General features: G+C 68.6%; 20 protein-coding genes. 12 read left to right on the top strand and 8 right to left on the bottom strand.

The features are described 5' to 3' along the window. Positions 1-9: 9 nt before the first annotated feature. Entirely contained in the window at positions 10-852 is an 843-nt protein-coding gene (locus tag ACFVJ3_RS08835) for a DUF427 domain-containing protein (RefSeq protein ID WP_378451702.1), read from the top strand. Here the strand turns inward: ACFVJ3_RS08835 and ACFVJ3_RS08830 are convergent. Next, positions 849-2,084, bottom strand: a complete 1,236-nt coding sequence (locus ACFVJ3_RS08830; RefSeq protein WP_378451737.1) for a low temperature requirement protein A — start codon at positions 2,082-2,084, stop codon at positions 849-851. The genes ACFVJ3_RS08835 and ACFVJ3_RS08830 overlap by 4 nt on opposite strands. Before the next feature lie 69 nt (positions 2,085-2,153). Further along, positions 2,154-2,969 (bottom strand): alpha/beta fold hydrolase, encoded by an 816-nt coding sequence (locus tag ACFVJ3_RS08825; protein WP_378451701.1) that lies wholly within the window; start codon positions 2,967-2,969, stop codon positions 2,154-2,156. A gap of 229 nt (positions 2,970-3,198) precedes the next feature. Here ACFVJ3_RS08825 and ACFVJ3_RS08820 point away from each other — a divergent pair, with 229 nt between their 5' ends. Then, positions 3,199-3,984: an SDR family NAD(P)-dependent oxidoreductase gene (locus tag ACFVJ3_RS08820; protein WP_378451700.1), complete on the top strand. Its 786-nt coding sequence runs from the start codon at positions 3,199-3,201 to the stop codon at positions 3,982-3,984. 9 nt (positions 3,985-3,993) lie between these two features. Here the strand turns inward: ACFVJ3_RS08820 and ACFVJ3_RS08815 are convergent, their stop codons facing one another. From ACFVJ3_RS08815 to ACFVJ3_RS08805, 3 genes are read right to left on the bottom strand one after another with little or no spacing between them, the layout of a single operon-like run. After that, positions 3,994-4,785 carry an SDR family NAD(P)-dependent oxidoreductase gene (locus ACFVJ3_RS08815; RefSeq protein ID WP_378451699.1) on the bottom strand — a complete coding sequence of 264 codons (792 nt, stop codon included), beginning with the start codon at positions 4,783-4,785 and terminating at the stop codon, positions 3,994-3,996. A 22-nt stretch (positions 4,786-4,807) separates the two neighbouring features. Next, on the bottom strand, positions 4,808-5,062 hold the full coding sequence (locus ACFVJ3_RS08810; protein ID WP_378451698.1) for a hypothetical protein: 255 nt from the start codon (positions 5,060-5,062) through the stop codon (positions 4,808-4,810). Continuing rightward, positions 5,040-6,203 carry a Rieske 2Fe-2S domain-containing protein gene (locus ACFVJ3_RS08805; protein ID WP_378451697.1) on the bottom strand — a complete coding sequence of 388 codons (1,164 nt, stop codon included), beginning with the start codon at positions 6,201-6,203 and terminating at the stop codon, positions 5,040-5,042. The genes ACFVJ3_RS08810 and ACFVJ3_RS08805 overlap by 23 nt, the downstream gene beginning before the upstream one ends. Before the next feature lie 167 nt (positions 6,204-6,370). On the opposite strand from ACFVJ3_RS08805, the gene hsaA reads away from it, so the two are divergent. After that, a complete protein-coding gene (hsaA, locus tag ACFVJ3_RS08800; RefSeq protein ID WP_378451696.1) occupies positions 6,371-7,537 on the top strand; it encodes a 3-hydroxy-9,10-secoandrosta-1,3,5(10)-triene-9,17-dione monooxygenase oxygenase subunit in 1,167 nt (388 codons plus the stop codon). Here the strand turns inward: hsaA and ACFVJ3_RS08795 are convergent, their stop codons facing one another. Beyond that, complete coding sequence (locus ACFVJ3_RS08795; RefSeq protein ID WP_378451695.1) at positions 7,538-9,076, bottom strand: FAD-dependent oxidoreductase; 1,539 nt, start codon at positions 9,074-9,076, stop codon at positions 7,538-7,540. It lies immediately after the preceding gene. 186 nt (positions 9,077-9,262) lie between these two features. Here ACFVJ3_RS08795 and ACFVJ3_RS08790 point away from each other — a divergent pair, with 186 nt between their 5' ends. The 6 genes from ACFVJ3_RS08790 to ACFVJ3_RS08765 all read left to right on the top strand — a co-directional run bounded on the left by ACFVJ3_RS08790 (position 9,263) and on the right by ACFVJ3_RS08765 (position 15,853). Next, positions 9,263-9,874, top strand: a complete 612-nt coding sequence (locus ACFVJ3_RS08790; protein WP_181450479.1) for a TetR family transcriptional regulator — start codon at positions 9,263-9,265, stop codon at positions 9,872-9,874. A 182-nt stretch (positions 9,875-10,056) separates the two neighbouring features. Then, entirely contained in the window at positions 10,057-11,220 is a 1,164-nt protein-coding gene (locus ACFVJ3_RS08785; protein WP_378451736.1) for a steroid 3-ketoacyl-CoA thiolase, read from the top strand. Positions 11,221-11,246: 26 nt separating this feature from the next. Continuing rightward, the gene (locus ACFVJ3_RS08780; protein WP_378451694.1) at positions 11,247-13,475 is read left to right on the top strand and encodes an acyl-CoA dehydrogenase; all 2,229 of its coding nucleotides are present in this window, start codon (positions 11,247-11,249) and stop codon (positions 13,473-13,475) included. A gap of 6 nt (positions 13,476-13,481) precedes the next feature. Next, positions 13,482-14,354, top strand: coding sequence for a MaoC/PaaZ C-terminal domain-containing protein (locus tag ACFVJ3_RS08775; RefSeq protein ID WP_378451693.1), 873 nt, complete (start codon positions 13,482-13,484; stop codon positions 14,352-14,354). Then, a complete protein-coding gene (locus tag ACFVJ3_RS08770) occupies positions 14,351-15,001 on the top strand; it encodes a PaaI family thioesterase (protein WP_378451692.1) in 651 nt (216 codons plus the stop codon). Before ACFVJ3_RS08775 ends, ACFVJ3_RS08770 begins: the two co-directional genes overlap by 4 nt. A 36-nt stretch (positions 15,002-15,037) precedes the next feature. Next, a complete protein-coding gene (locus ACFVJ3_RS08765; protein WP_378451691.1) occupies positions 15,038-15,853 on the top strand; it encodes a mycofactocin-coupled SDR family oxidoreductase in 816 nt (271 codons plus the stop codon). Positions 15,854-15,930: 77 nt separating this feature from the next. On the opposite strand, the gene ACFVJ3_RS08760 is transcribed toward ACFVJ3_RS08765, so the two are convergent. Next, on the bottom strand, positions 15,931-17,592 hold the full coding sequence (locus tag ACFVJ3_RS08760; protein WP_378451690.1) for a class I adenylate-forming enzyme family protein: 1,662 nt from the start codon (positions 17,590-17,592) through the stop codon (positions 15,931-15,933). A gap of 153 nt (positions 17,593-17,745) precedes the next feature. Between ACFVJ3_RS08760 and ACFVJ3_RS08755 the strand changes: the two genes are divergently transcribed. From ACFVJ3_RS08755 to ACFVJ3_RS08745, 3 genes are read left to right on the top strand one after another with little or no spacing between them, the layout of a single operon-like run. Beyond that, on the top strand, positions 17,746-18,939 hold the full coding sequence (locus ACFVJ3_RS08755) for an NADH:flavin oxidoreductase (protein ID WP_378451689.1): 1,194 nt from the start codon (positions 17,746-17,748) through the stop codon (positions 18,937-18,939). A gap of 26 nt (positions 18,940-18,965) precedes the next feature. Continuing rightward, positions 18,966-20,633 carry an AMP-binding protein gene (locus ACFVJ3_RS08750; protein ID WP_378451735.1) on the top strand — a complete coding sequence of 556 codons (1,668 nt, stop codon included), beginning with the start codon at positions 18,966-18,968 and terminating at the stop codon, positions 20,631-20,633. A 13-nt stretch (positions 20,634-20,646) separates the two neighbouring features. After that, positions 20,647-21,534 carry an LLM class F420-dependent oxidoreductase gene (locus tag ACFVJ3_RS08745; protein ID WP_378451688.1) on the top strand — a complete coding sequence of 296 codons (888 nt, stop codon included), beginning with the start codon at positions 20,647-20,649 and terminating at the stop codon, positions 21,532-21,534. On the opposite strand, the gene ACFVJ3_RS08740 is transcribed toward ACFVJ3_RS08745, so the two are convergent. Beyond that, complete coding sequence (locus ACFVJ3_RS08740; protein ID WP_378451687.1) at positions 21,518-21,958, bottom strand: nuclear transport factor 2 family protein; 441 nt, start codon at positions 21,956-21,958, stop codon at positions 21,518-21,520. The genes ACFVJ3_RS08745 and ACFVJ3_RS08740 overlap by 17 nt on opposite strands. Between the last annotated feature and the right edge of the window lie 138 nt (positions 21,959-22,096).

The following is a 22,096-nucleotide window of genomic DNA, read 5'->3' as shown; positions in this document are numbered from 1 at the left end:
TCTCGAACCATGGGCCTGCGACTGCGCGACACCATCGGACGTCAGCTACGCGAGCTTCGCTACGAGCCGACGGCGAAGCGGATCCGTGCCGTGCTGAACGGGATCACGGTGGTCGACAGTGACCGTGCGGTCCTGGTCTGGGAACCGCGGCGCGTCGTTCCCGCGTATGCGGTGCCTGCGGAGGACATCGACGCGGAGTTGTCGCCGGAGCCAACGGGTTCGGTGCCGGCGGAGGGAACCGGCGACGTCGGCTTCGCCCTGCCGGACGTGACGACGATGCCGGTACTCGATCCGCGGGTGCCGTTCTCGGTGCACAGCACGGAGGGCGAACCCGTCGCGATCCGTACCGCCGGCGTTGGGGACGCGCTGGGGTTCCGGCCCGGCGACGAGGACCTGACCGGGTACGTGGTTCTCGATTTCGACGGCTTCGACCGCTGGCTGGAGGAGGACGACGAGATCGTGGGCCATCCGCACGACCCGTTCCAGCGCATCGACGTCCGCCGCACGTCCCGCCACATCCGGGTGATGCTGGGCGACACCCTCCTCGCCGACACGCGGCGGGCGAAAATGCTGTTCGAAACACTGCTTCCGGTCCGCTTCTACCTGCCGCCCGACGACGTCGTCGCGGAACTGCAACCGAGTGCGACGACGTCGTACTGCGCCTACAAGGGCAAGGCCGCCTACCGGTCCGCGGTCACCGCCGGCGGAGTGCTGCACGACATCGCGTGGCGCTACGACGAGCCCCTCGTCGACGCGTCGGAAGTTCGGGGACTCGTGGCGTTCTTCGACGAGCGGCTCGATCTGGTCGTCGACGGTGTGGCCCGGTCGCGGCCGGTGACCCCCTGGTCCTAATACTCCTCGCGGGCACCGGGGTCGGCGCGCCCGAGCACGATCTCGAGCGCACGGGCCTCGTGCGCGTGCCCGAGCAATTCGTATCCGACGACCGTGACGACCGGTGCCAGCATCACCACGATCAGGCACCACGCCATCGACACGCCTTGCGCCGCCAGCACCAGTGCGAGCGCGATCGTGGCCGCGGTCAGGACGAGGAGCAGGATGTGGAACGGGTCGGGCACCCGCAGCAGATACGTGTACAGCAGGTACACGCCCGCAAGGAAGGTCGCGACGGGCACTGCCACGGAGAGCACCGTCGCCGTCGCGCCGATGTGGGAGGCGTGTTCGATGTAATACGCCGCCACGTGTAGTCCGGCCCCCACCGCGGCCAGCGACGCGAAGAGCACGATGTGGCTGTAACCCCAGACGAACGACCGGCTGCGGTACACCTCGAGCACCTCGGCCGAGGGCAGGGTGTAGTAGACCCACCACAGTCCGAACGTGAGTCCGATGCCCGCCACCGCGACGAGCATCGCGTCCAGTGTCCAACCCTGGTGTTCGACCACGGCGGACAGCGATGCCACGGTGCCGATCACCCCCTCGCCGAGCGTGATGATGACGAGGAGGCCGTGACGCTCGACGATGTGGTGTGCGTGCCAGGGTGTTCCGCCCTTGTACCGTTCGGCGATGACGGGGCTGGTCAGCTCGACGAGAATGAGGATCGCGCCGAGGCCGAACGCGTACTCGACGGTGAGGGGCGCGATCAACAGGGCGACCCAGCCGATCTGCGCGAGGACGAGAGTCGTGACGTACGTCAGTGCCGCGGAACGGTGCTCGGGGTCGTGTTTGGCGGCGCGCAGCCATTGGAACACCATGGCGACGCGCATGACGATGTACCCGGACACCATCACGGAATTGTCGAGTTCGACTCCGCGGTCGATCGACGCGAACATCGGAGGCAAGCCGAGCGCCAGGATGACGACGCCGATCATCTGGATCATGGTGGTGACCCGGTAGATCCAGTCGTCGGTGTCGTAGGCCGAAGCGAACCAGGAGAAGTTGATCCACGCCCAGATGATCGAGAACATCGCGAACGCGAATCCCGCCAGCCCGGCGGCGACGTGTCCTTCGGCGACGAGGTGCGCGAACTGATCGCCCGCGACTCCGAACGCGACGACGAACGTCAGGTCGAACAGCAGCTCCAACGGCGTTGCCGCACGGTGTTCCTCGTGCGGATCACGCCCGACCATCTTCTGGACGCGGTGGGCGAGGTTCCTGTTGTTCGGTGCCGGTTGTCCGGGCTCGTTCACGGCGGTCCGTTACGGAGTTCCCTGGTCTGCCTGCACCACGATGTCCGCGACCGCGGCGGGCTGGGACACCAGTACGGCGTGCGACGCGGGGATTTCCGTGATCTGGGCTCCCGCGCGCGTGGCCATGAACCGCTCCGCCGCCGCCGGAATCACGCGATCGTTCTGAGCGACCAGGGCCCAGCTGGGTGTCGACGCCCACGACGGATCGACGGTCGGCTCGAGGTTCCCGACGAGCGCCGCCGACTTCTGGTGCGCGATCATGTCCGCGACCGTGGCGTCCGAGACGTCCTGCGCGAACACCTCGTGGAAGCGGCCGGGATCGATGTAACCGTCGAGATTTCTTCCGGCGATTCCGGTGGGATCGTTCTCGACGACCTTCACCTGCAGCACCGGCGGGAGCAGCTGGCTGCCGGGGAACCGGATCGGGTCGAGGTTCAGCATGACCGGCTCGCCCTGCGCCGGCGCGAATGCCGCCACGTATACGAGGGCCTCGACGTTCGGCGAATGCACATTGGTGATGACCGCGCCGCCGTACGAGTGACCGACGAGCACCACCGGTCCCGGGATGTCCGCGAGCACCTTCTCGATGGCGGCGGAGTCGTACGCCGGTCCGCGCAACGGGTTGTCCGGGACCACGACTTCATACCCTCGGCCGCGCAGTTCCGCGGCGACCGCATCCCAGCTCGTCGTGTCGGCGAACGCACCGTGGACCAGCACCACCGTCGGCAGATCCTGGGCGAGGGCCGGTCCGGCCCCCACGGTGAGCGTGCCGGCAGCCGCGATCGCGCACGCGGCAACGGCGGTTCGTAGTCGAAGAAGTCGCATCACTCGTCTCCCGAGTCAGGAAAGAACACAGTGGTTAGGGGTGAAGGGCCCTGCGCGCCAGATGTAGTCGTCCGACGAGAGGCATCGCCGTACGAGAGCAACGCCGTGGCCTGGCCCTTCGTCGCTGAGATTACTCGCCTGCAGCGCGGTCGGCATCATTTCGGCTAGCGTGACTGGAGGGGGACGCACCGCTCGTCTGTTCACGCTCCGTCGTCGTCAGGAGGAACCCGTGGATCTCGCGTTACGCGACACCGTCGCCGTGGTCACCGGAGCCAGCAAAGGCATCGGGCTCGCCATCACCCGGGCGCTCGCCGCGGAAGGCGCGTTCGTGGTGGCGGGGGCGCGGTCGCCCGGCCCCGAACTGGAAGAACTCGTCCGCAGCGGAACGGTGGAGGCGGTGAGCGTCGACCTGTCGACCCCCACCGGCCCGGGCGAACTCGTCGCCGCCGCCACTGCTCGGGGCAGTCTCGGCGTCGTCGTCAACAACGTCGGCGCCGCCCACCCGAGACTGACCGGTTTCCTCGACGTGACCGATGAAGACTGGATCACGACGATGAATCTCAACCTGATGTCGGCGGTGCGGACGATCCGCGCCGCACTGCCCACGATGATCGCGGCGGGCCGGGGGAGCATCGTGACCACGAGTTCGGTCAACAGTTTCCTGCCCGACCCCACCGTCATCGACTACTGCGCATCCAAGGCCGCGCTCACCAACTTCTCGAAGGCTCTGTCGAAAGAGTTGGGACCGTTGGGCATTCGGGTGAACACCGTCAGTCCCGGTCCGGTGTCGACCGCCCTGTGGCTCGGCGACGACGGGGTCGCCGCCACGATCGCACGCACCGCAGGCGGCGACCCGGAGGCAGTGGCGGAGCGAGTCGCGAAGCAGGCGGTCACGGGCCGGTTCACCCGCCCGGACGAGGTGGCGGATCTCGTCGTGTTCCTCGCGAGCGACCGGGCGGGCAATGTGACGGGCTCCGACTTCGTGATCGACGGCGGACTCGTCACCACCCTCTGACGTCCGCGGCTACCGACGGCCCAGAAGTTTCCGCATTCCCTCTGCTGCCCCGCGCACGAGTGCGTCGCGGGGGAAACCACTACGCGTCTGGGCCGCGTCGTAGTTGCCACCCGCTACCCAGACCGGGCCGTCGGCGAGGTGCGCGAGCCCCTCACGGGCAACGTCTTCGGGTTCGGCGACCTTCATCCCGGGAAGATCGAAGTTCAGGCCCGCCCGGACCATCGCCGGCGTGCGGGTGACGCCGAGGACCAGTTCGACCACGTGGACGCCGAACGGCGCGAGTTCGAGCCAGAGACTTTCCGCGAAGATCCGGCCGAACGCCTTGGATGCGGCGTAGATGCTCTGGTCTTCCGAACCCAGGTACCCGGCCAGCGAACCGACCAGCACGATGCCGCCCCGGCCGAGGTCCTTCATCCTCGCGCCGAAATGCTGCGAAAGGTGCAGCTGAGACGTGATGTTCAGGTCGATGACACGCTGGAAGCCGGCGAGGTCTCCGCTGACGAACTCGTGTCCGTAACTGTTGGCTCCGGCGTTGAAGATCAGCAACCCCACCTCGACGTCGTCGGTGGCCGCGCGGATCCGGTCGACGGCGTCCGGATCGAGGAGATCGAGCGTGAGTGTGCGCACCAGGACGCCGTGGGCGCGGACCTTGGCCGCGGTCTCCTCGAGCGGCCCAGGCTTGCGGGCGATCAGCACGAGGTTGATCCCCGCGCGGCCCAGTTCCCCGGCGAAACTCGCGCCCACACCCTCGGAGCCGCCTGCGATCACGGCCCACGGACCGTAGTGCTCGGTGTCGATCATGTTGTGTCCTTCTGTAAATCGTTCAGTGGGCGGCGACAGGTGTCGGGACGGGGTCGGGATCGCGCACCGGGACGACGCCCGCCTCCGCGGCCCGGGTGATCGACGCCGTCAGCGCCGCGCATTCTTTCCGGGGAGCGCCGGGGCGTCCCGGCCCGGCGCTGCCGATCTCACGGCACCGGGCGCGGGCCGCGTCGTCCCACTGAACGGAAGTGTGTTCCCAGCTGTTCTTCTGGACCAGGACGCTCGCGCCGCACTCAGTGCACTGCAGCGGTTGCATCGGCTTCGCGCGCCTTTCGTGCGAGGTTCTCTTCGACTTCCCTCTTCCACGACTCGACCGGCCGGGTGGTGTCGAGTTCGAACTCGAACCGCTCGGTCATCTGCGGGGTCACCGCATCGACGTCGACGTAGAACTGCTCGTACCACCGTCGCAGCTGGTAAACCGGGCCGTCCTCCTCACAGAGGAGCGGATTCTCGATGCGGGTCTTGTTCTTCCAGATCTCGATGTCCTGCTCGAAACCCTTCGCGATGAACGTGCCGAAACTCTTCGCCATCTCGGTGGCCGCGTCGCCTTCGAGTTCCTTCGACTTCTTGACGATGATGCCGTACTGCAACACGAACCTGTCGGCACTGACGGGGTAGTGGCAGTTGATCAGCACGGAGTCCACGTCGTGCGTCTCGTAGCGGTACGTCAGGTCGTCGACCATGAACGACGGGCCGAAATACGTGGCATCCGAGCGGCTTCCGAGCATGCGGGGCTGACCCGACGCGTGCGGTCGCATGTCGTCGCGGGCCTGCCCGCGCATGAACTGGCTGGCGACGTGGCCCTCGAAGACGTTCTTGAAGTAGGTGGGGAACGAATAGTGCACATAGAAGAAGTGCGCCATGTCGACGATGTTGTCGACCACCTCGCGGCAGTTGGTGTCGACCGTGGTCCGGTACCAGACCCAGTCCGTCCACTCGTCGTCGAGTGCGCCTTCGATGTGGGGAATAGTGACGTCCGCGGGCGGCGGGTTGCCCTCCGGATCGTTCCACACGAACAACATCCCGTCCTGGTCGAGCGCGTGCCACGACCGGGTCCGGGCGAGCGGCGGAACGCGGCGCGCGTACGGAATCTTCTTGCACCGGCCGTTGCTTCCCCACCGCCAGTCGTGGAACGGGCACGCCACCTCGTCGCCCTTGACCGTGCCCTGGCTGAGATCGCCACCCATGTGCCGGCAATAGCCGTCGAGCACGGCGAGATCGCCCGCACTGTCGGCGAAGACGACGAGCTTGGTCCCGAACGCTTCGACGGAATGGGGCCTGCCGTCCCGGAATGCTTCGGACAATCCGATGCAGTGCCATCCACGGGCGAATCGGGTGGGCGCTGCGCCCGCGTCGATTTCGCGTACCTCGACTGTCTCGGACTGTTGGGTGGTCACGATGCGTCCCGTCCTCTCCTGGGCTTGTGCGGTGCCCTGCACGCTAAGTGAGCGTGGACGGCCCGCATCGCGTGGTCCCACTGGACGGGACCGGGCGGTGGGCCGGCGTTTCCCGTTGAGCGAGACGCCTGTCCACGCACGGGTGTGATCGCCCTACCCTCCGACAGATGACGAACGAGGTCCTGAGATCGGTCCGCGGCCTGCTACCGATGATCGCGGAACGCGCGGACAAGGTCGACGAGTCGCGGCGAGTGTCCGAACAGGCGATCCGTGAACTCGGCGACGCCGGATTGTTCAAGATGCTGCAGCCCAGGCGGTACGGCGGCACGGAAAGTAACCCGGTGCACTTCTTCGAGGTGGTGCGCGCCGTGTCCGGTGTGTGCGGCTCGACGGGCTGGCTGGCGTCGGTGCTCGGGGTGCACCCGTGGCACCTGGCCCTGTTCGACGACCGGGCGCAGCGTGACGTGTGGGGCCACGACGATTCGGTGCTCGTGTCGTCCGCCTACGCGCCCGTCGGGCGGCTCGTCCCGGTCGAGGGCGGATACCGGCTGACGGGGGACTGGCATTTCTCCTCGGGCTGCGAGCATGCGTCGTGGGCGCTGCTCGGCGCGATGGTGGTCGGGACCGAGGGCCGCCCGGTCGATTTCATGACCGCGCTGGTGCCGCGGTCGGACTACCGCATCCACGACGTGTGGGACGTGGTGGGGATGCGCGGCACCGCCAGCAACGAGATCAGCGCCGAGGGCGTGTTCGTTCCCGACCACCGGATCAAGAGGAACTACGAGACGGCGCAACTGCGCGGACCCGGTCAGAAGGTGAACCGGGGACCGCTGTACCGGCTGCCGTTCGCGACGCTCTTCACGACCGCGGTGGCGGCCCCGGGAGTGGGTGTCGTCGCGGGTTGCTACGAACGCTATCTGACGGTCATGCGGGAACGCGTGCGGCTCAGCCTCGGTGGCGGCAGATTCGTCGACGACCAGTTTGCCCAGGTCGCGGTGGCCCGGGCTTCGTCCGAGATCGACGCCGCGATGCTGCAGATGGATCGCAACGTGCGTGAACTGTGGGAGCTGGCCGAGGCCGGTGAGGAACTCCCCATGAGTCTGCGCCTGCGGGTACGCCGCGATCAGGTTCGCGCCACCGAGCGAGCCCTCGACGCGATCGACCTGCTGTTCAAGACCGCCGGCGGGAGTTCGCTGTCGCGGGGCAACGCGATCGAACGGTCGTGGCGCGACGCCCACGCGGGCAGCGTGCACGTGGCCAACGAGCCCGAACGCGCCCTCGCCCTGTTCGGCAGGGGCGCGTTCGGTCTCCCGGTGGAGGACAACCTCGTGTAGTCAGCTCCGCATGTGCTGAACTGCCCGGTAGGAGAAGACCATTGCGGTGCCGAGCGGCACTCCGGGACCGGGATAGAACCGGCCGCTGAGCGATGCGCTGGTGTTGCCCGCCGCATACAGTCCGTCGATGGGTGTTCCGTCGGCGCGCAGGACCCGGGCGTCGGCGTCGGTCCGGACGCCGCCCTTGGTGCCGAGATCGCTGAGCACGATGCGGGCCGCGTGGAACGGGCCCTGCGACACCGGGCTCAGTGCCGGGTTGAGGGGAGCGTCCGCCCCCGTGCCCGGAGGGCAGAAGAAGTTGTCGTACGGGTCTTCTCCTCGGTGGAACGCCTCGTCGACGCCGTGCTTGGCGAAGTCGTTGAACTGTTCGACGGTGCGGCGCAGTGCGTCTGCGGGGACGTCGATCTTCTCCGCGAGTTCCTCGATCGTGTCGGCCGAGACCCAGGTGCCCGCCGCGTGATGCTTCTCGGCGGAGATGTTCGGAATGGAGATGGCAGGCAACACGGGCCCGCCCTCCTTTGAGTCGAACACGAGATACGAACTGCCGCTTCCGTGCTCGATCATCGCTCGACCGAACTGGTCGTACGGCAGCGACTCGTTGAGGTACCGCTCTCCGGACCTGTCGACGAGAATGCCGCCGCGCACGCCCACCATGAAAGCGCCCGAGCCGTCCGGAAGTTCGACCCCGGGGCACCACCACGCCTCGTCGAGGAGTGCGGTGTCCGCGCCGATCTCCACCGCCGCCCGCAGGAGGTCGCCGGTGTTCGCGCCGCGCGGGCCCATGCTCCAGTCCGCCTTGCCCGGCGTTCCGTTCTCGGTGCGCAGGGCCGCGTTGCCCTCGATCCCACCGGCCGCGAGCAGCACGCCGCGCGTCGCCCGGATCCGGACGGTCTCACCGGTTGCGTTCGTCGCCTCGACGCCGACGACTCGGCCGTCCTCGACGATCAGCGAGCGCGCGGCGGTCTCGGTGCGCAGTTCCGCGTGCCCGGTGCCGTGCAGAGCCATGAGAAGACGGCCGATCAGGGCGCGGCCGCCGTTCAGCGTTCCCTCCGGATGCGGTTCCCCGGCCCGGTCCACGTCGGCCTCGGGCCGGATGACCTCGCGCAGGTCCCCGATCTCGTCGCTCGGCAGGTCGAGCGGGTTGATCGCGCGACCGTAGTCCATCCGGCCGGGTGCCTTGTAGTAGTCGGGAAACGCGCGCCACTCGAACTCGATGTGGGGATCGCGTTCGAGAAGGTCGACGACCTCGGGCGCGGTGGCGACGTACGCCTCCTGACGGTCGATCTCCTCGTCGCCCACCACTGCGCGCAGGTACGTGCGCGCCTTGTCCGTGGAGTCGCCGATGCCGGCGCGCTCCTGCACGGCGGTGCCCGGCAGCCACACCGCGGCGCCCGAGTACGCGGACGTGCCGCCGAACAGTGGGGTCTTCTCGAGGACGAGGGTGCGCAAACCCTGCGAAGCGGCCGTGTATGCGCCGGTCAGCGCGCCGCCCCCCGAACCGACCACCAGCACGTCGCACTCGGTTGTCCAGTCCTGCATCGTCGTTTCCTCCGTTGATGGTCTGTGGGGAGACTGGCGGTCCAGTCGTGGGGTTCACGCAATCGCATCCGGGCGACCTGCGGCACCTGCGGTCCCACTCACCGGACGAAATTCGATGCTTTCCCGATCCAATGCGAGAATCGACACCGGATCCGGGGCTGTGTGCGGAGTGAAGGGGGATCGAGGGTGCCGAGAATCGCCGAAGTGCGGGACGCTGCCGAACCGAGTTCGGAGGAACAGCGGGCCCGCCACGTCCGCATGCTCGAGGCCGCCATCGAACTGGCCACCGAGAAGGAACTCGCCCGGGTCCAGATGCACGAGGTGGCCAAACGTGCCGGCGTCGCGATCGGGACGCTGTACCGGTACTTTCCGTCGAAGACGCATCTTTTCGTCGCGGTGATGGTCGACCAGATCGACCGGATGGGTGTCGGGTTCAAGAAGAGCGCACCCCCCGGCCAATCGCCGCAGGATGCGGTGTACAACGTGCTCGTCCGGGCCACCCGCGGTCTGCTACGCCGTCCCGCACTGTCCACCGCGATGATCCAGTCCACGAGCACCGCCAACGTCGCGTCCGTGCCGGACGCCGGGAAGGTCGACCGGGCATTCCGGCAGATCATGCTGGACGCCGCCGGGATCGAACACCCGACGGAGGAAGACCTCACAGCGCTGCGCCTGCTGGTGCAGCTGTGGTTCGGCGTCATCCAGTCCTGCCTCAACGGCCGGGTCTCGATTCCCGATGCCGAGTCCGACATCCGTAAGGCGTGTGACCTGCTGCTGGTCAACCTGTCGCACCGCTGACGGCTCGCCGGCTTCGGGTCGCCTCATCGTCGACCTCGAAGTGAAATTCATTCCTGACTCCTGAGCTGCGCCGAAAACTATTTCGCAAGGCAAAGGGCGTTGATGTCTCTTCAAAAGTAGAATACATTTCAAAAATGAGCCGCGGACTCGTCCGCGAGCCAGAAGAACCCAAGGAGCGGAACATGGGCAACGCCGTCATCGTCGACGCGGCACGGACACCGATCGGGCGCCGGCGCGGGGCACTGTCCGGACTGCACCCCGCCGAACTACTCGGCGCCGCTCAACGGGGTGTCCTCGAACGCGCCGGTGTCGCCCCGGCGGACATAGGCCAGATCGTCGGCGGATGCGTCACCCAGGCCGGCGAGCAGTCCAACAACGTGACCCGGCAGGCATGGCTGCACGCGGGACTGCCGTACGCGACGGCGGCCACGTCGCTCGACTGCGCCTGCGGATCGTCCCAGCAGGCCGTGCACGTCGTGGCGGGCCTCATCGCGTCCGGCCAGATCTCCGCCGGAATCGGGTGCGGCGTCGAGGCGATGAGCCGGGTGTTCCTCGGCCAGGCCGTCACACCGGAGACCGGCAACCCGTACCCCGACGACTGGTCGATCGACATGGGTGACCAGTTCACCTCCGCCCAGCGGATCGCCGACCTGCGCGGACTCGAGCGCGGCGACGTCGACGCGTTCGGCCTCGAGTCGCAACGACGCGCCGCCCAGGCCTGGGCGGAAGGACGGTTCGACCGCGAGATCGTTCCCGTCACCGCTCCCGTCGTGGACAAGTCCGGCACACCCACCGGTGAACTCGCGGTGGTCACCCGCGACGGGGGACTGCGGGAGACGACGGCGGAGGCCCTGTCGGCCCTGAAGCCCGTGATCGACGGCCACATCCACACCGCGGGCAACTCGTCCCAGATCAGCGACGGCGCCGCCGCCGTCCTTCTCATGGACGAGGACCGTGCCCGCGAACTCGGGTTGCGGCCCCGCGCGAGGATCGTCGCGTCGGGCATGGTCGGCTCCGACCCGTACTACCACCTCGACGGGCCGATCGAGTCGACGCGGATGGTCCTGGGGCGCGCCGGAATGTCGTTGGGCGACATCGATCTCGTCGAGATCAACGAGGCGTTCGCGTCCGTCGTGCTGTCGTGGGCGCAGGTGCACGGGGCCGACATGTCGAAGGTGAACGTCAACGGCGGCGCCATCGCCCTCGGACATCCGGTGGGCTCTACCGGGGCGCGGCTGATCACGACCGCCCTGCACGAACTGGAGCGCTCCGGCAGCTCCACCGCGCTGGTCACGATGTGCGCCGGTGGCGCGCTGTCCACCGCAACCATCATCGAACGCATCTGACCCCCGAAACGATCGACGAGGCCGACATGACAATGGGATTGACCGAAGAAGAGCGCGACCTGCGCGACTCGGTGCGCGGCTGGGCCACGCGGACCGTGACCCCGGCCGTGCTCCGGGAGGCCGTCGAGGCCAAGACCGAGCAACGACCGCTGTTCTGGAAGTCGTTGGCGGACCTGGGTGTACTGGGACTGCACCTGCCCGAGGACGTGGGCGGGGCGGGGTGCGGGCTGGTGGAACTGGCAGTGGTCACCGAGGAACTGGGCCGGGTCCTGCTGCCCGGTCCCTTCCTCCCGACCGTGCTGCTCGGCGCCGTCCTGCACGAGTCCGGGCGCACGGGTGAGCTCGCCGGGCTGGCCGACGGTTCGACCCTCGGCGCGGTGGCCTTGCAGCCGGGCTCGCTGCGCCTCGTCCGGGACGGCGCAGTGGTGACGCTGGACGGCGAGTCCGGGTACGTCCTCGGCGGGCAGGTGGCCGACCTGTTCCTGCTCGCGGCGAGGGACGGCGACGAGACCGCGTTCGTGGCGCTCGCCCGCGACCGGCTCGAGGTGACCGACCTGCCCAGCCACGACGTGGTGCGCCGCAACGCGACCGCGACGGTGAACGGACTCGAGATCGCCGAAGCCGATGTCCTGCGGATCGATTCGCAGCGCGTTCGCGATCTGGCGGCCACCTTGTTCGCCGCCGAGGCGTCGGGAGTCGCCGACTGGGCCGTGACCACCGCCGCCGACTACGCGAAGGTGCGCCAGCAGTTCGGCCGCCCCATCGGCCAGTTCCAGGGCGTGAAGCACCGGGTGGCCCGCATGCTCTGCCTCGCCGAGCAGGCCCGCGTGTGCGCGTGGGACGCGGCCCGTGCGATGAATCCCGGAAGCAGTGCCAGGGCCGCGACGGCTGCGCCGCGCTGCAGTGCGGCGGAGGCGTCACTCGCGGCCGCGGTCGCCGGGGCCACCGCACCCGACGCAGCGTTCTCCGTCACCAAGGACTGCATCCAGGTGCTCGGGGGGATCGGCTACACCTGGGAACACGACGCCCACCTGTACCTGCGCCGGGCGCAGTCGCTGCGGATCCTGGTCGGGTCCACCGCATCGTGGCGGCGGCGCGTCGCCCGCGCGACCCTGGGCGGCACACGCCGGGTGCTCGGCATCGACCTGCCTCCGGACGCCGAGTACATCCGCGCCGACGTGCTCGCAGAACTCGCGCCCGCCGCCGCACTGGACGAGGCGGAGCGCAGGACGTACCTGGCCGAGAAGGGCTACACCGCACCGCACCTCCCGACGCCGTGGGGCAGGGGAGCTTGTGCCGTGGAACAACTCGTGATCGCGGACGAACTGCACGCGGCCGGGCTGAAGCCCCACGACATGATCATCGGCAACTGGGTGGTGCCCACGCTCATCGCGCACGGCAGCGAAGACCAGTTGCAGCGCTTCGTGCCCCCGTCGCTGCGCGGCGACCTCGTCTGGTGCCAGCTGTTCTCCGAACCCGGCGCCGGATCGGACCTCGCCGGCCTGACCACCAGGGCCACCAAGGTGGACGGCGGCTGGGTGCTGCAGGGACAGAAAGTGTGGACGTCGATGGCCCGGGATGCGGACTGGGGCATCTGCCTCGCCCGCACGGACGGATCGGTGCCCAAACACAAGGGACTGTCGTACTTCCTGATCGACATGTCGGGCAGCGACGGTCTCGACATCCGGCCGCTGCGCGAGATCACCGGCGAGGCCCTGTTCAACGAGGTGTTCCTCGACGACGTCTTCGTCCCGGACGAACTCCTGGTGGGCGAACCGGGCGACGGCTGGAAGCTGGCCCGCACGACCCTCGCCAACGAGCGGGTGTCGCTGTCGCACGACTCCTCGCTGGGCTCCGGCGGCGAGGCTCTGCTGACCCTGGCCGGCGAACTGCCCGGCGGCATCGACGACGAGCAGCTGACCGTGCTCGGCAAGGTGCTCTGCGACGCGCAGTCCGGCGGCCTGATGGGGCTGCGCACCACCCTGCGATCGATCGCGGGCGGGCAACCGGGCGCCGAGTCGTCGGTCGCGAAACTGCTCGGTGTCGAACACATCCAGCAGGTGTGGGAGGTGGCGATGGACTGGGCCGGGCCGCGCGCCCTGCTGGGCGATCAGCCCCGCACGTCCGGCACGCAGATGTTCCTGAATTCGCAGTGCATGTCGATCGCGGGCGGCACCACCAACGTCCAGCTCAACATCATCGGCGAACGACTGCTGGGTCTGCCGCGTGACCCCGAGTCCGGCAAAGGAGCGTGACCTGACATGGCGATCGACGTGAAGGCCGCGCTGACCGCGGAACCGGCCGTGCGCGACGTGGCGTGGACCGAGCGCGACGTGATTCTCTACCACCTCGGACTCGGCGCCGGCGAGAATGCCCAGGACCCCGCGGAACTGCGCTGGGTGTACGAGAAGAACTTGCAGGTGCTGCCGACGTTCGCACTGGTCGCCGGGCAGGGAATCTGGGCCGGCGACGCACCGGCGGCCGGGCTGAGCCTGCCCGGCATCGACATCGACCTGCGCAGGATCCTGCACGGCGGACAGTCGCTCACCGTGCATGCGCCCATTCCTCCGTCGGGTGAGGCCCGGGTGTCCTCGCGGGTGGCCGACGTGTGGGACAAGGGCAAGGCCGCCGTCATCGTGCTCGAACAAACGGCCACCGACTCGGGCGGGAACCCGTTGTGGACCACGGGGATGCAGATCTGGGCCCGCGATGAGGGCGGGTTCGGCGGCTCCCCGGGACCCGAGTCGGTGGCCACGGTGCCGGCCCGGGAACCCGACAAGGTGCTCGTGTCGCGCACCGGGACGGCGCAGGCCCTGCTCTACCGGCTCAGCGGCGACCTCAACCCGCTACACGCGGACCCCGAATTCGCGGCCGCGGCCGGGTTCGAAAGGCCGATCCTGCACGGGCTCGCGTCGTACGGTGTGGTGTGCAAGGCCGTCGTCGACGGGATGCTGGACGGCGATCCCACGCGACTGCGCCACTACGCGGTGCGGTTCGCGGGTTCGCTGTACCCGGGCGAGACCGTCGAGACCGCGGTCTGGCACGACGGCGACCGGCTGACCCTGCGCGCGACGTGCCCCGACCGTGACGGGCAACCGGTGCTGACCCAGGCGACGATGGAGGTGATCGGGTGAGCATCGGTACGCATCCCACGTTCGAGAACAGCCCGTCGGGAACGGTGCTGACGTCTCCGCCGGACGGTTCCGCCGTCGACCGGGCGACCGGGGCGGCCCGGCGGGTGATCGACGCGCTGCTGCGCACCGATCGCGGCAACGCCAATCTCGACAGAGTCGCGGAAGAGCTGAACAGCATCGCCGAGCATCTCGAGGAGCACGCGCCTGCCGGCGCCGAGCGGCTGATCGACATGTGGAACGGCGAGGGTGTCACCCGGCACGACCCCGTCACCGGGCCCGAGAACGCGCTCGCGCCGCCACTCGTTCTCGAGGGACTGTCCGACGGATCGGTCCGGGGCACCGTCACACTGACCATCCCGTACCAGGGGCCGCCCGGGCACGTCCACGGCGGCGTGTCCGCGCTCCTGCTCGACCACGTTCTCGGCGTCGCCAACGCCTGGGGTGGGAAAGCCGGCATGACAGCGCAGTTGAGCACCCGCTACCACCGCCCGACGCCGCTGTTCGAACCGCTCACCCTGACCGGGAAGCTGATGGCGGTCGACGGCCGCAAGATCACCACCGTCGGCGACATCCGGACCGCGGACGGCCAGGTGTGCGTCTCGGTCGAGGGACTGTTCGTCGACAAGACCGTGCCCCGCCCACGATGACCCCGATCAGGAGCAGACGATGATCAGGAACAGACAATGACGTCACCCGGCCGTTTCGAGAACAAGGTCGTCTTCGTCACCGGCGCGGCGCGCGGGCAGGGCCGCGCCGAGGCCGTCCGGTTCGCGTCCGAGGGCGCCGACGTCATCGCGATCGACGCCTGCACCGAATTCGCGTCCACCGCCTATCCCGGCGCCACCCAGGACGACCTGGCCGAGACGGTCCGGCTCGTCGAGTCGACCGGCCGGCGGATCGTCGCCGCCACCGCGGACGTGCGCGATTTCGACGGCCTTTCCCGGGCCCTCGCCGACGGCATCGAACGGTTGGGGCGCCTCGACGTCGTGATCGCGAACGCGGGCATCTGCTCGGGGGCGTTGTCGTGGGAGATCACCGCCGAGCAGTGGCAGGAGACGGTCGACGTCAACCTCACGGGAACCTTCCACACCGCGAAGGCGGCGATTCCGTATCTGATCGAACAGGGTGAGGGCGGCGCCGTCGTCTTCACCAGTTCGGTGTCCGGGCTGAAGGGCACGCCGTTCACCGGGCACTACGTCGCCACCAAGCACGGCATCACCGGGCTCGCCAAGACGATGGCGAACGAACTCGGTGAGCACCGCATCCGCGTCAACACGGTGCACCCGGCGGGCGTGGACACCGGCATGAAGGTGCGCGACCTGCATCCGCTCATCGCCCGGTACGCGTCGACGCTCGGTTCCATCTACCAGAACTCGCTGCCCTACAGCATCACCCAGCCGGAGGATGTCGCAGCCGTCGTCGCCTGGGTGTGTTCCGACGAGGCGAAATACATCACCGGGGCGCAGATTCCCGTCGACCTCGGCAACCTCATTCGCTGACGTTCACACGCTCGCCGAATATCACAGTGATGCAGTTCGACTGCACCACTGTGACATTCGGTGCTCGGTTACCGGCGTCAGACGGTGATGTCCCGGCGGATCATCTTGCCGGTCGCATTGCGGGGCAACAGGTCCGTGGTGATCCGCCAGCGGGTCGGAACCTTGAAATACGACAGGCGATCGGCGGCGTAGTCTCGCAGTTCCGCCTCGGTGGTCGCGGCACCCGGTCGCAACACCACGACGGCCGCCACCTCCTGCCCCAGATCCTCGTGGGGTGTCCCGATCACGGCGCACTCGAGCACGTCGGGGTGTTCGTCGAGGCACTGCTCGATCTCGGTGGGGTACACGTTCTCCCCGCCGCGGAGGATCAGATCCGAGCGGCGTCCGGTCAGCCGCAGGCGACCGTTCTCGACGAGTCCGTAGTCGCCGGTCCGGAGCCACCGGCCCGGGGCAATCGCTGCAGCGGTGGCGGCCTCGTCCTGCCAGTAGCCGAGCATCACGAACGGGCTGCGCACGCACACCTCGCCCTCGACGCCGTCGGGCAGCCACTCCCCGTACGGGTCGCGGATCTCCATGCTCACCGTGATGATCGGCCGGCCCAGCGTGCCCGGGAACTGCTCGAGTTCGGGGGCGGTGGCGACGGCGATCGCGGTACTGCACTCGGTGAGCCCGTAACTGTCCACGAGCGCGTTACGCGCGAACGGCACCTTCTCGCGCAGCCGTTCCTTGAACGCGACCGACGACGGGGCGGACGCCAGCGAGAACGACGTGAGCGACGACAGGTCGTACCTGTCGAGGTCGTCGTGCTCGACCAGACGGGACGCCATCGTGGGCACGGCTCCCCAGTTGGTGACTCGTTCCCGCTCGACGAGACGGAGCACGGCGTCCACGTCGAATCCGCCCTGGTGCATGACGACCGCGCCGCCCGTCGCGAGCCGCGGAATCACCAGATTGTGCAGGCTCGCGATGTGGAACAGGGGAGACGTCAGGAGGTAGCGAAGCGAACTCGGCACCGTGGGATCGACGGGCCGTCCACTGAATTCGCCGACCACGGCGTCGCTGAACCGGTGGTAGTCGACGACGGCCAGAATGTTGCGCTGAGAGTGCAACGCTCCCTTGGGCCTGCCGCTCGTGCCGCTGGTGTACAGGATGGCGGCGGGATCGTCCTCGTCGACGTCGGTGTGCGGCATCGGGGACCCTGCGTACCGCGCGAAGATCGCAGGCAGATCCTCCTCCATCGTGAGGACCGGGAGGTCGGTGCCGACCGCGGCGAGCGTCTCGGCGCGCTTCGCGTCGGCGATCACGACGGTGGGGCGACTGTGCGTCAGTCCGTACTCGACCTCCCGCGGAACCCACCAGCCGTTCAGTCCGACGCTGATGGCGCCGAGCACCTGCGTGGCCCAGAACGCGACCACCCACTCGGGGGTGTTCGCGGCCAGGATCGCGACCCGGTCGCCCTTCCGGACGCCGTGTTCCTCGCGCAGCGCCGTCGCCAGGGCCGCGACCGCGGCGGCGTGCTCGGTATAGGACATCCGGCGGTCGGCGGTCACGAGGTAGTCGCGGTCGCCCCACCGGAGCGACGTGGTGAGGAGTTCGCCCACCGAGCGCCCACGGTTCCTCATCACCGGCATCTGGGTGCCGAGCACCGGCTCCTCGACGAGTTCGAACCGGCCACCGGGTCCGGTGAGACGGGACATCACCTGATCCAGGTGCAACTGTGGATCTGTGGGGGCAGTCATCAAGGCGACCTTTCGTCCTCGGGCACTCGTACCGACACAAGATGGCACGCCGTGACGGGCGCCCGGACGTGGTTACCACTCAGCGAGACTGCCGCGATCCGTGACGTCCCGGCGCCGTTACGTTCGACAGCGAATCGCAGCTGGAGGAACACTATGACGATAGATCTCGACCCGCCCACAGTGAAGGTCGATCCGCTCGCCCCGGCCAGGCTCGGGCCGATCACCCTGCGCAATCGCGTGATCAAAGCAGCGACGTACGAGGGCCTGACCCCGAAGGGGCTGGTCACCGACGAGCTCATCGAATTCCATCGGCAGCCCGCCGCCGGAGGCGTGGGCATGACGACCGTCGCGTACTGCGCGGTCGCCGCGGACGGGCGGACGTCACCCGGCCAGATCCAATGGACCGACGAGACGATGCCGGGCCTGCGGAAGCTTACCGACGCCATCCACGCCGAGGGTGCGGCAGTGTCGGCGCAGATCGGCCACGCGGGACCGGTCGCGGCCGCGAAGTACATCGGATCCCCGGCCTTGGGCCCGTCCCGTGCATTCCGGATGACTACTCAGAACTTCTCCAAGCCGGCCTCGACGGCAGATATCGCCCGGATCGTCGAGGCACACGCCAACGCGGCTCGCCGCGCGGTGCAGGCGGGGTTCGACGCCGTGGAGATCCATTTCGGCCACAACTATTTGATCAGCTCCTTCCTCAGCCCGAAGGTCAACAAACGCACGGACGAGTACGGCGGATCCCTGGCGAACCGCGCCCGGTTCGCGCTCGAGACCGCCCGCGCCGTACGCGACGCGGTGGGGGACAGGATCGCGATCCTCGCCAAGCTGAATATGGACGACGGTGTGCCCGGAGGTTTTTGGGTGGACGAGGCCATCCAGGTGGCGCAGTGGCTCGAACAGGACGGTTCGCTGGACGCGCTCGAGCTCACCGCAGGCAGTTCGCTGCTGAATCCGATGTACCTGTTCAAGGGCGACGCTCCGCTCCGTGAGTTCGCCGCTGTCATGCCGCAGCCGACGAAACTGGGAATCCGTCTTGTCGGCAAGCACTTCCTGAAGGAGTACCCCTACCGCGACGCCTACCTTCTCGAGGACGCCCGCCAGATCAGGGCCGCCGTGACGATCCCGCTCGTCCTGCTCGGCGGCATCACCGGCAGGGCGACCATGGATCTGGCGATGGCGGAAGGCTTCCAGTTCGTGGCTGTCGCACGGGCACTGCTGCGGGAACCCGACCTCGTCAATCGGATCGCGGAGGAGACCCACAATCCCGGTCTGTGCATTCACTGCAACAAGTGCATGACGGCGATCTACGGTGGCACCCACTGCGTGCTCCGCGTGCCGTGAGCGTGCCTACCGTGTCGACAGGAGAGATGGAGTTGGAACGCACCACGATCGCCCGGATGCTGCTCGACCGGCTGGGCGACGACAGGCTGGGAGTCCGCACCCGGGAACAGGATTGGACCTGGGACGAGGTGGTGCGCGAGAGTGCGGCCCGCGGGACCGTCGCGTCCTCGCTGCGGCGCGACGGACCGTTCCACGTCGGTGTCCTGCTCGAGAACACCCCCGAGTTCCTGTTCTGGCTGGGCGGCGCTGCGCTCGCGGGCGCCACCGTCGTCGGCATCAATCCGACCCGTCGCGGGGCGGAACTCGAGGCCGAGATCCGGTACGTCGACTGCCAGCTGATCGTCACGGACACCGCGGGGAAGGCGCAGCTCGCCGGTCTCGACCTCGGGCTGTCCGAGGACCGGTTTCTGCTGGTCGACGATCCGGCCTACACCGAACTCGTCGCGTCCCACGCAGTGGAGAGCCCGGCCGTCGATCCCGGGATCGACGCGTCGACGCTGTTCCTCCTGCTGTTCACGTCCGGCACCACCGGCACGTCGAAGGCGGTGCGGTGCAGCCAGGGCCGGCTCGCCCGCCTGGCATACGCGAACACCGCCAAATACGGGCACGTGCGCGACGACGTCGACTACTGCTGCATGCCGCTGTTCCACGGCAACGCGCTGATGGCGCTGTGGGCGCCCGCCCTCGCCAACGGCGCCACGGTCTGCCTGCCGCGCAAATTCTCCGCGTCCGGATTCCTGCCCGACATCCGGTTCTTCGGCGCCACGTTCTTCACCTACGTCGGCAAGGCGCTGGCGTACCTGATGGCCACACCCGAGCAACCCGACGACCGGGACAACACGCTCGTCCGCGGTTTCGGGACCGAGGCCTCCCCGGAGGACAAAACCGAATTCGTCCGCCGGTTCGGCGCCGAACTGTACGAAGGGTACGGCTCGAGCGAGGGCGCCGGTTCGGTGACGCTCGACCCGAACGCCCCCGAGGGCGCGCTCGGCAGACCCGCGAACGAGAACATCGTCATCGTCGACCCCGACACCCGAATGGAGAAGGCCCGGGCGCGGCTCGACGAGCACGGTCGCGTGCTCAACCCGGACGAGGCGATCGGCGAAATGATCGACAAGGCCGGCGCGGCGCGGTTCGAGGGCTACTACAAGAACGAGGGCGCGATCGCGGACCGCATCCGGCACGGCTGGTACTGGACGGGCGACCTCGGGTACGTCGACGAGGCCGGCTTCATCTACTTCGCCGGCCGGAAGGGCGACTGGATCCGCGTGGACGGGGAGAACACCTCGGCATTGATGGTGGAGCGGATTCTGCGCCGCCACCCGAAAGTGGTCGCTACCGGCGTGTATGCCGTCCCCGACCCGCGGTCGGGCGATCAGGTGATGGCGGCCGTCGAGGTGTCGGACCCGGCCGATTTCGATCCGGCGGAGTTCGCCGCGTTCCTCGGTGGCCAGGACGACCTGGGCACGAAGGCTGCGCCGCGCTTCGTCCGGGTGTCGACGGACCTGCCGGTGACGGGATCGAACAAGGTGCTCAAACGAATGCTGCAGGAACAGCGCTGGCGTTGCGACGATCGGGTCTTCCGGTGGGCGGGACGCGGTGTTCCCGAGTACCACGAGATGACCGACAGTGAGAAGGCCGCGCTGGAGCAGGAGTTCCACACGCACGGCCGGCAACGATTCCTGCACGTGTGACGGTGAGGGTGACATGAAACTGGGTGTGGTGATTCCCGTCGAGCTGGGACGGGCGGGCGAGCCCGAGTGGATACTCGAATTTGCAAGGGCCGCCGAATCACTCGGGTTCGACGAGATCTCCGCCGTCGAGCACTCGGTCGTCATCGCGGACACGGCGAGTGCCTATCCGTACTCGCCCACCGGCAAGTCGCACCTGCCCGACGACTGCAGCCTGCCGGACCCGTTGGAACTGCTGTCGTTCGTCGCCGGCGCCACGACGACCCTGGGTCTCGCGACGGGAGTACTGGTCCTGCCCAACCACCACCCGGTGGTGCTGGCGAAGCGTCTCGCCACCCTGGACCGGCTGTCCGCGGGGCGCCTCCGCATCTGCCTCGGTCTCGGCTGGATGCGCGAGGAGATCGAGGCCTGCGGCGGCGACTTCGACCGGCGCGGCGCGGTCGCCGACGAGGCGATCGCGGTGATGCGGGCGCTGTGGTCGGGCACCAGCGCGGTCGACTTCGCGGGCGAACACTTCTCTTTCCGCGGCGCCCAGAGCTGGCCCAAACCCCACCGGGATACGGGAGTGCCGCTCTACATCGGCGGACACAGCCCGGCGGCCGCACGACGGGCAGGGCGGCTGGGCGACGGGTTCCAGCCGCTCGGCCTGGCCGGTGACGACCTGGACCGGGCGATCGCCCGGATGCGGGCGGCGGCAGCGGACGCCGGCCGCGATCCCGCCGAGGTCGACCTCGTGCTGGGTGCCACGCTGCCGCGGCTGGACGAGGCCAAGCTCGACCGGTCCCGGGACCTGGGCGCGAATCGGCTCGTGCTGTCGGCGTCCCGGCACGCGCAGTCCCTCGGCCAGGTCATCGACGAGATGGCCGCCTGCTCGGCGCGGTTGGGACTCAGTCCGGCACGGTGACCGGCACGTCCTCGCTGAAGTCGACGATCAGTTCGCGCCGGGAGAACTGCCAGCCCGTGACGCCGAGCACGTACCGGTCGTGGTAGCGCAACGCGATCCGGTTGTCGCGGAATCCGTTTCGGCCGGCATAGACGTGGTGCGCCGTGCAGTACGTCTCGCCCGACGCCGTCGACTCGTCCACGTCGATCACCTGCTGGTGGACGACGTGCCGGGTGGACTGCAGATGCGAGACCGCGTCCACGACGGCGGACGCGAGCACGTCACTGCCGCGGAGTTCCGTTGCCGCGCCGGTGCCCGTCAACGCAGGCGGGAGGACGAACGTCGCGTCGGTGTCGAACAAGGCCGCGAGCGTTGCCGCCTCGCGCCGGTCGACGGCCCGCGCGTAGCGGGCGGTGAGTTCGGTGAGAGCGAATCCGGTGGCCATTCCACCATTCCAGCGGACGTCCGGCATCGGCGACAGCCGCCTCCCGCTGACCGAGACATCGGCACCGAGGCGTGGGACTGCTGGTTAGCGTCCAGAACACACGTGGCGACAGCCACGCACAGGCTCGAGGAGGACGCC

Source organism: Rhodococcus sp. NPDC127593 (genome assembly GCF_042671975.1).
GTDB lineage: Bacteria > Actinomycetota > Actinomycetes > Mycobacteriales > Mycobacteriaceae > Rhodococcus_F.
Note: the sequence above shows the minus strand (reverse complement) of the source record. Positions and strands in the feature narration are given on the sequence as shown.

Bases quoted from the DNA above. Each gene is read 5' to 3' on its own strand.
- ACFVJ3_RS08835 (WP_378451702.1), top strand. From the start codon at position 10: ATGGGCCTGCGACTGCGCGACACCATCGGACGTCAGCTACGCGAGCTT.
- ACFVJ3_RS08830 (WP_378451737.1), bottom strand. From the start codon at position 2,084: ATGGTCGGGCGTGATCCGCACGAGGAACACCGTGCGGCAACGCCGTTG.
- ACFVJ3_RS08825 (WP_378451701.1), bottom strand. From the start codon at position 2,969: ATGCGACTTCTTCGACTACGAACCGCCGTTGCCGCGTGCGCGATCGCG.
- ACFVJ3_RS08815 (WP_378451699.1), bottom strand. From the start codon at position 4,785: ATGATCGACACCGAGCACTACGGTCCGTGGGCCGTGATCGCAGGCGGC.
- ACFVJ3_RS08810 (WP_378451698.1), bottom strand. From the start codon at position 5,062: ATGCAACCGCTGCAGTGCACTGAGTGCGGCGCGAGCGTCCTGGTCCAG.
- hsaA (WP_378451696.1), top strand. From the start codon at position 6,371: ATGACGAACGAGGTCCTGAGATCGGTCCGCGGCCTGCTACCGATGATC.
- ACFVJ3_RS08795 (WP_378451695.1), bottom strand. From the start codon at position 9,076: ATGCAGGACTGGACAACCGAGTGCGACGTGCTGGTGGTCGGTTCGGGG.
- ACFVJ3_RS08785 (WP_378451736.1), top strand. From the start codon at position 10,057: ATGGGCAACGCCGTCATCGTCGACGCGGCACGGACACCGATCGGGCGC.
- ACFVJ3_RS08780 (WP_378451694.1), top strand. From the start codon at position 11,247: ATGACAATGGGATTGACCGAAGAAGAGCGCGACCTGCGCGACTCGGTG.
- ACFVJ3_RS08775 (WP_378451693.1), top strand. From the start codon at position 13,482: ATGGCGATCGACGTGAAGGCCGCGCTGACCGCGGAACCGGCCGTGCGC.
- ACFVJ3_RS08765 (WP_378451691.1), top strand. From the start codon at position 15,038: ATGACGTCACCCGGCCGTTTCGAGAACAAGGTCGTCTTCGTCACCGGC.
- ACFVJ3_RS08760 (WP_378451690.1), bottom strand. From the start codon at position 17,592: ATGACTGCCCCCACAGATCCACAGTTGCACCTGGATCAGGTGATGTCC.
- ACFVJ3_RS08755 (WP_378451689.1), top strand. From the start codon at position 17,746: ATGACGATAGATCTCGACCCGCCCACAGTGAAGGTCGATCCGCTCGCC.
- ACFVJ3_RS08750 (WP_378451735.1), top strand. From the start codon at position 18,966: ATGGAGTTGGAACGCACCACGATCGCCCGGATGCTGCTCGACCGGCTG.
- ACFVJ3_RS08745 (WP_378451688.1), top strand. From the start codon at position 20,647: ATGAAACTGGGTGTGGTGATTCCCGTCGAGCTGGGACGGGCGGGCGAG.
- ACFVJ3_RS08740 (WP_378451687.1), bottom strand. From the start codon at position 21,958: ATGGCCACCGGATTCGCTCTCACCGAACTCACCGCCCGCTACGCGCGG.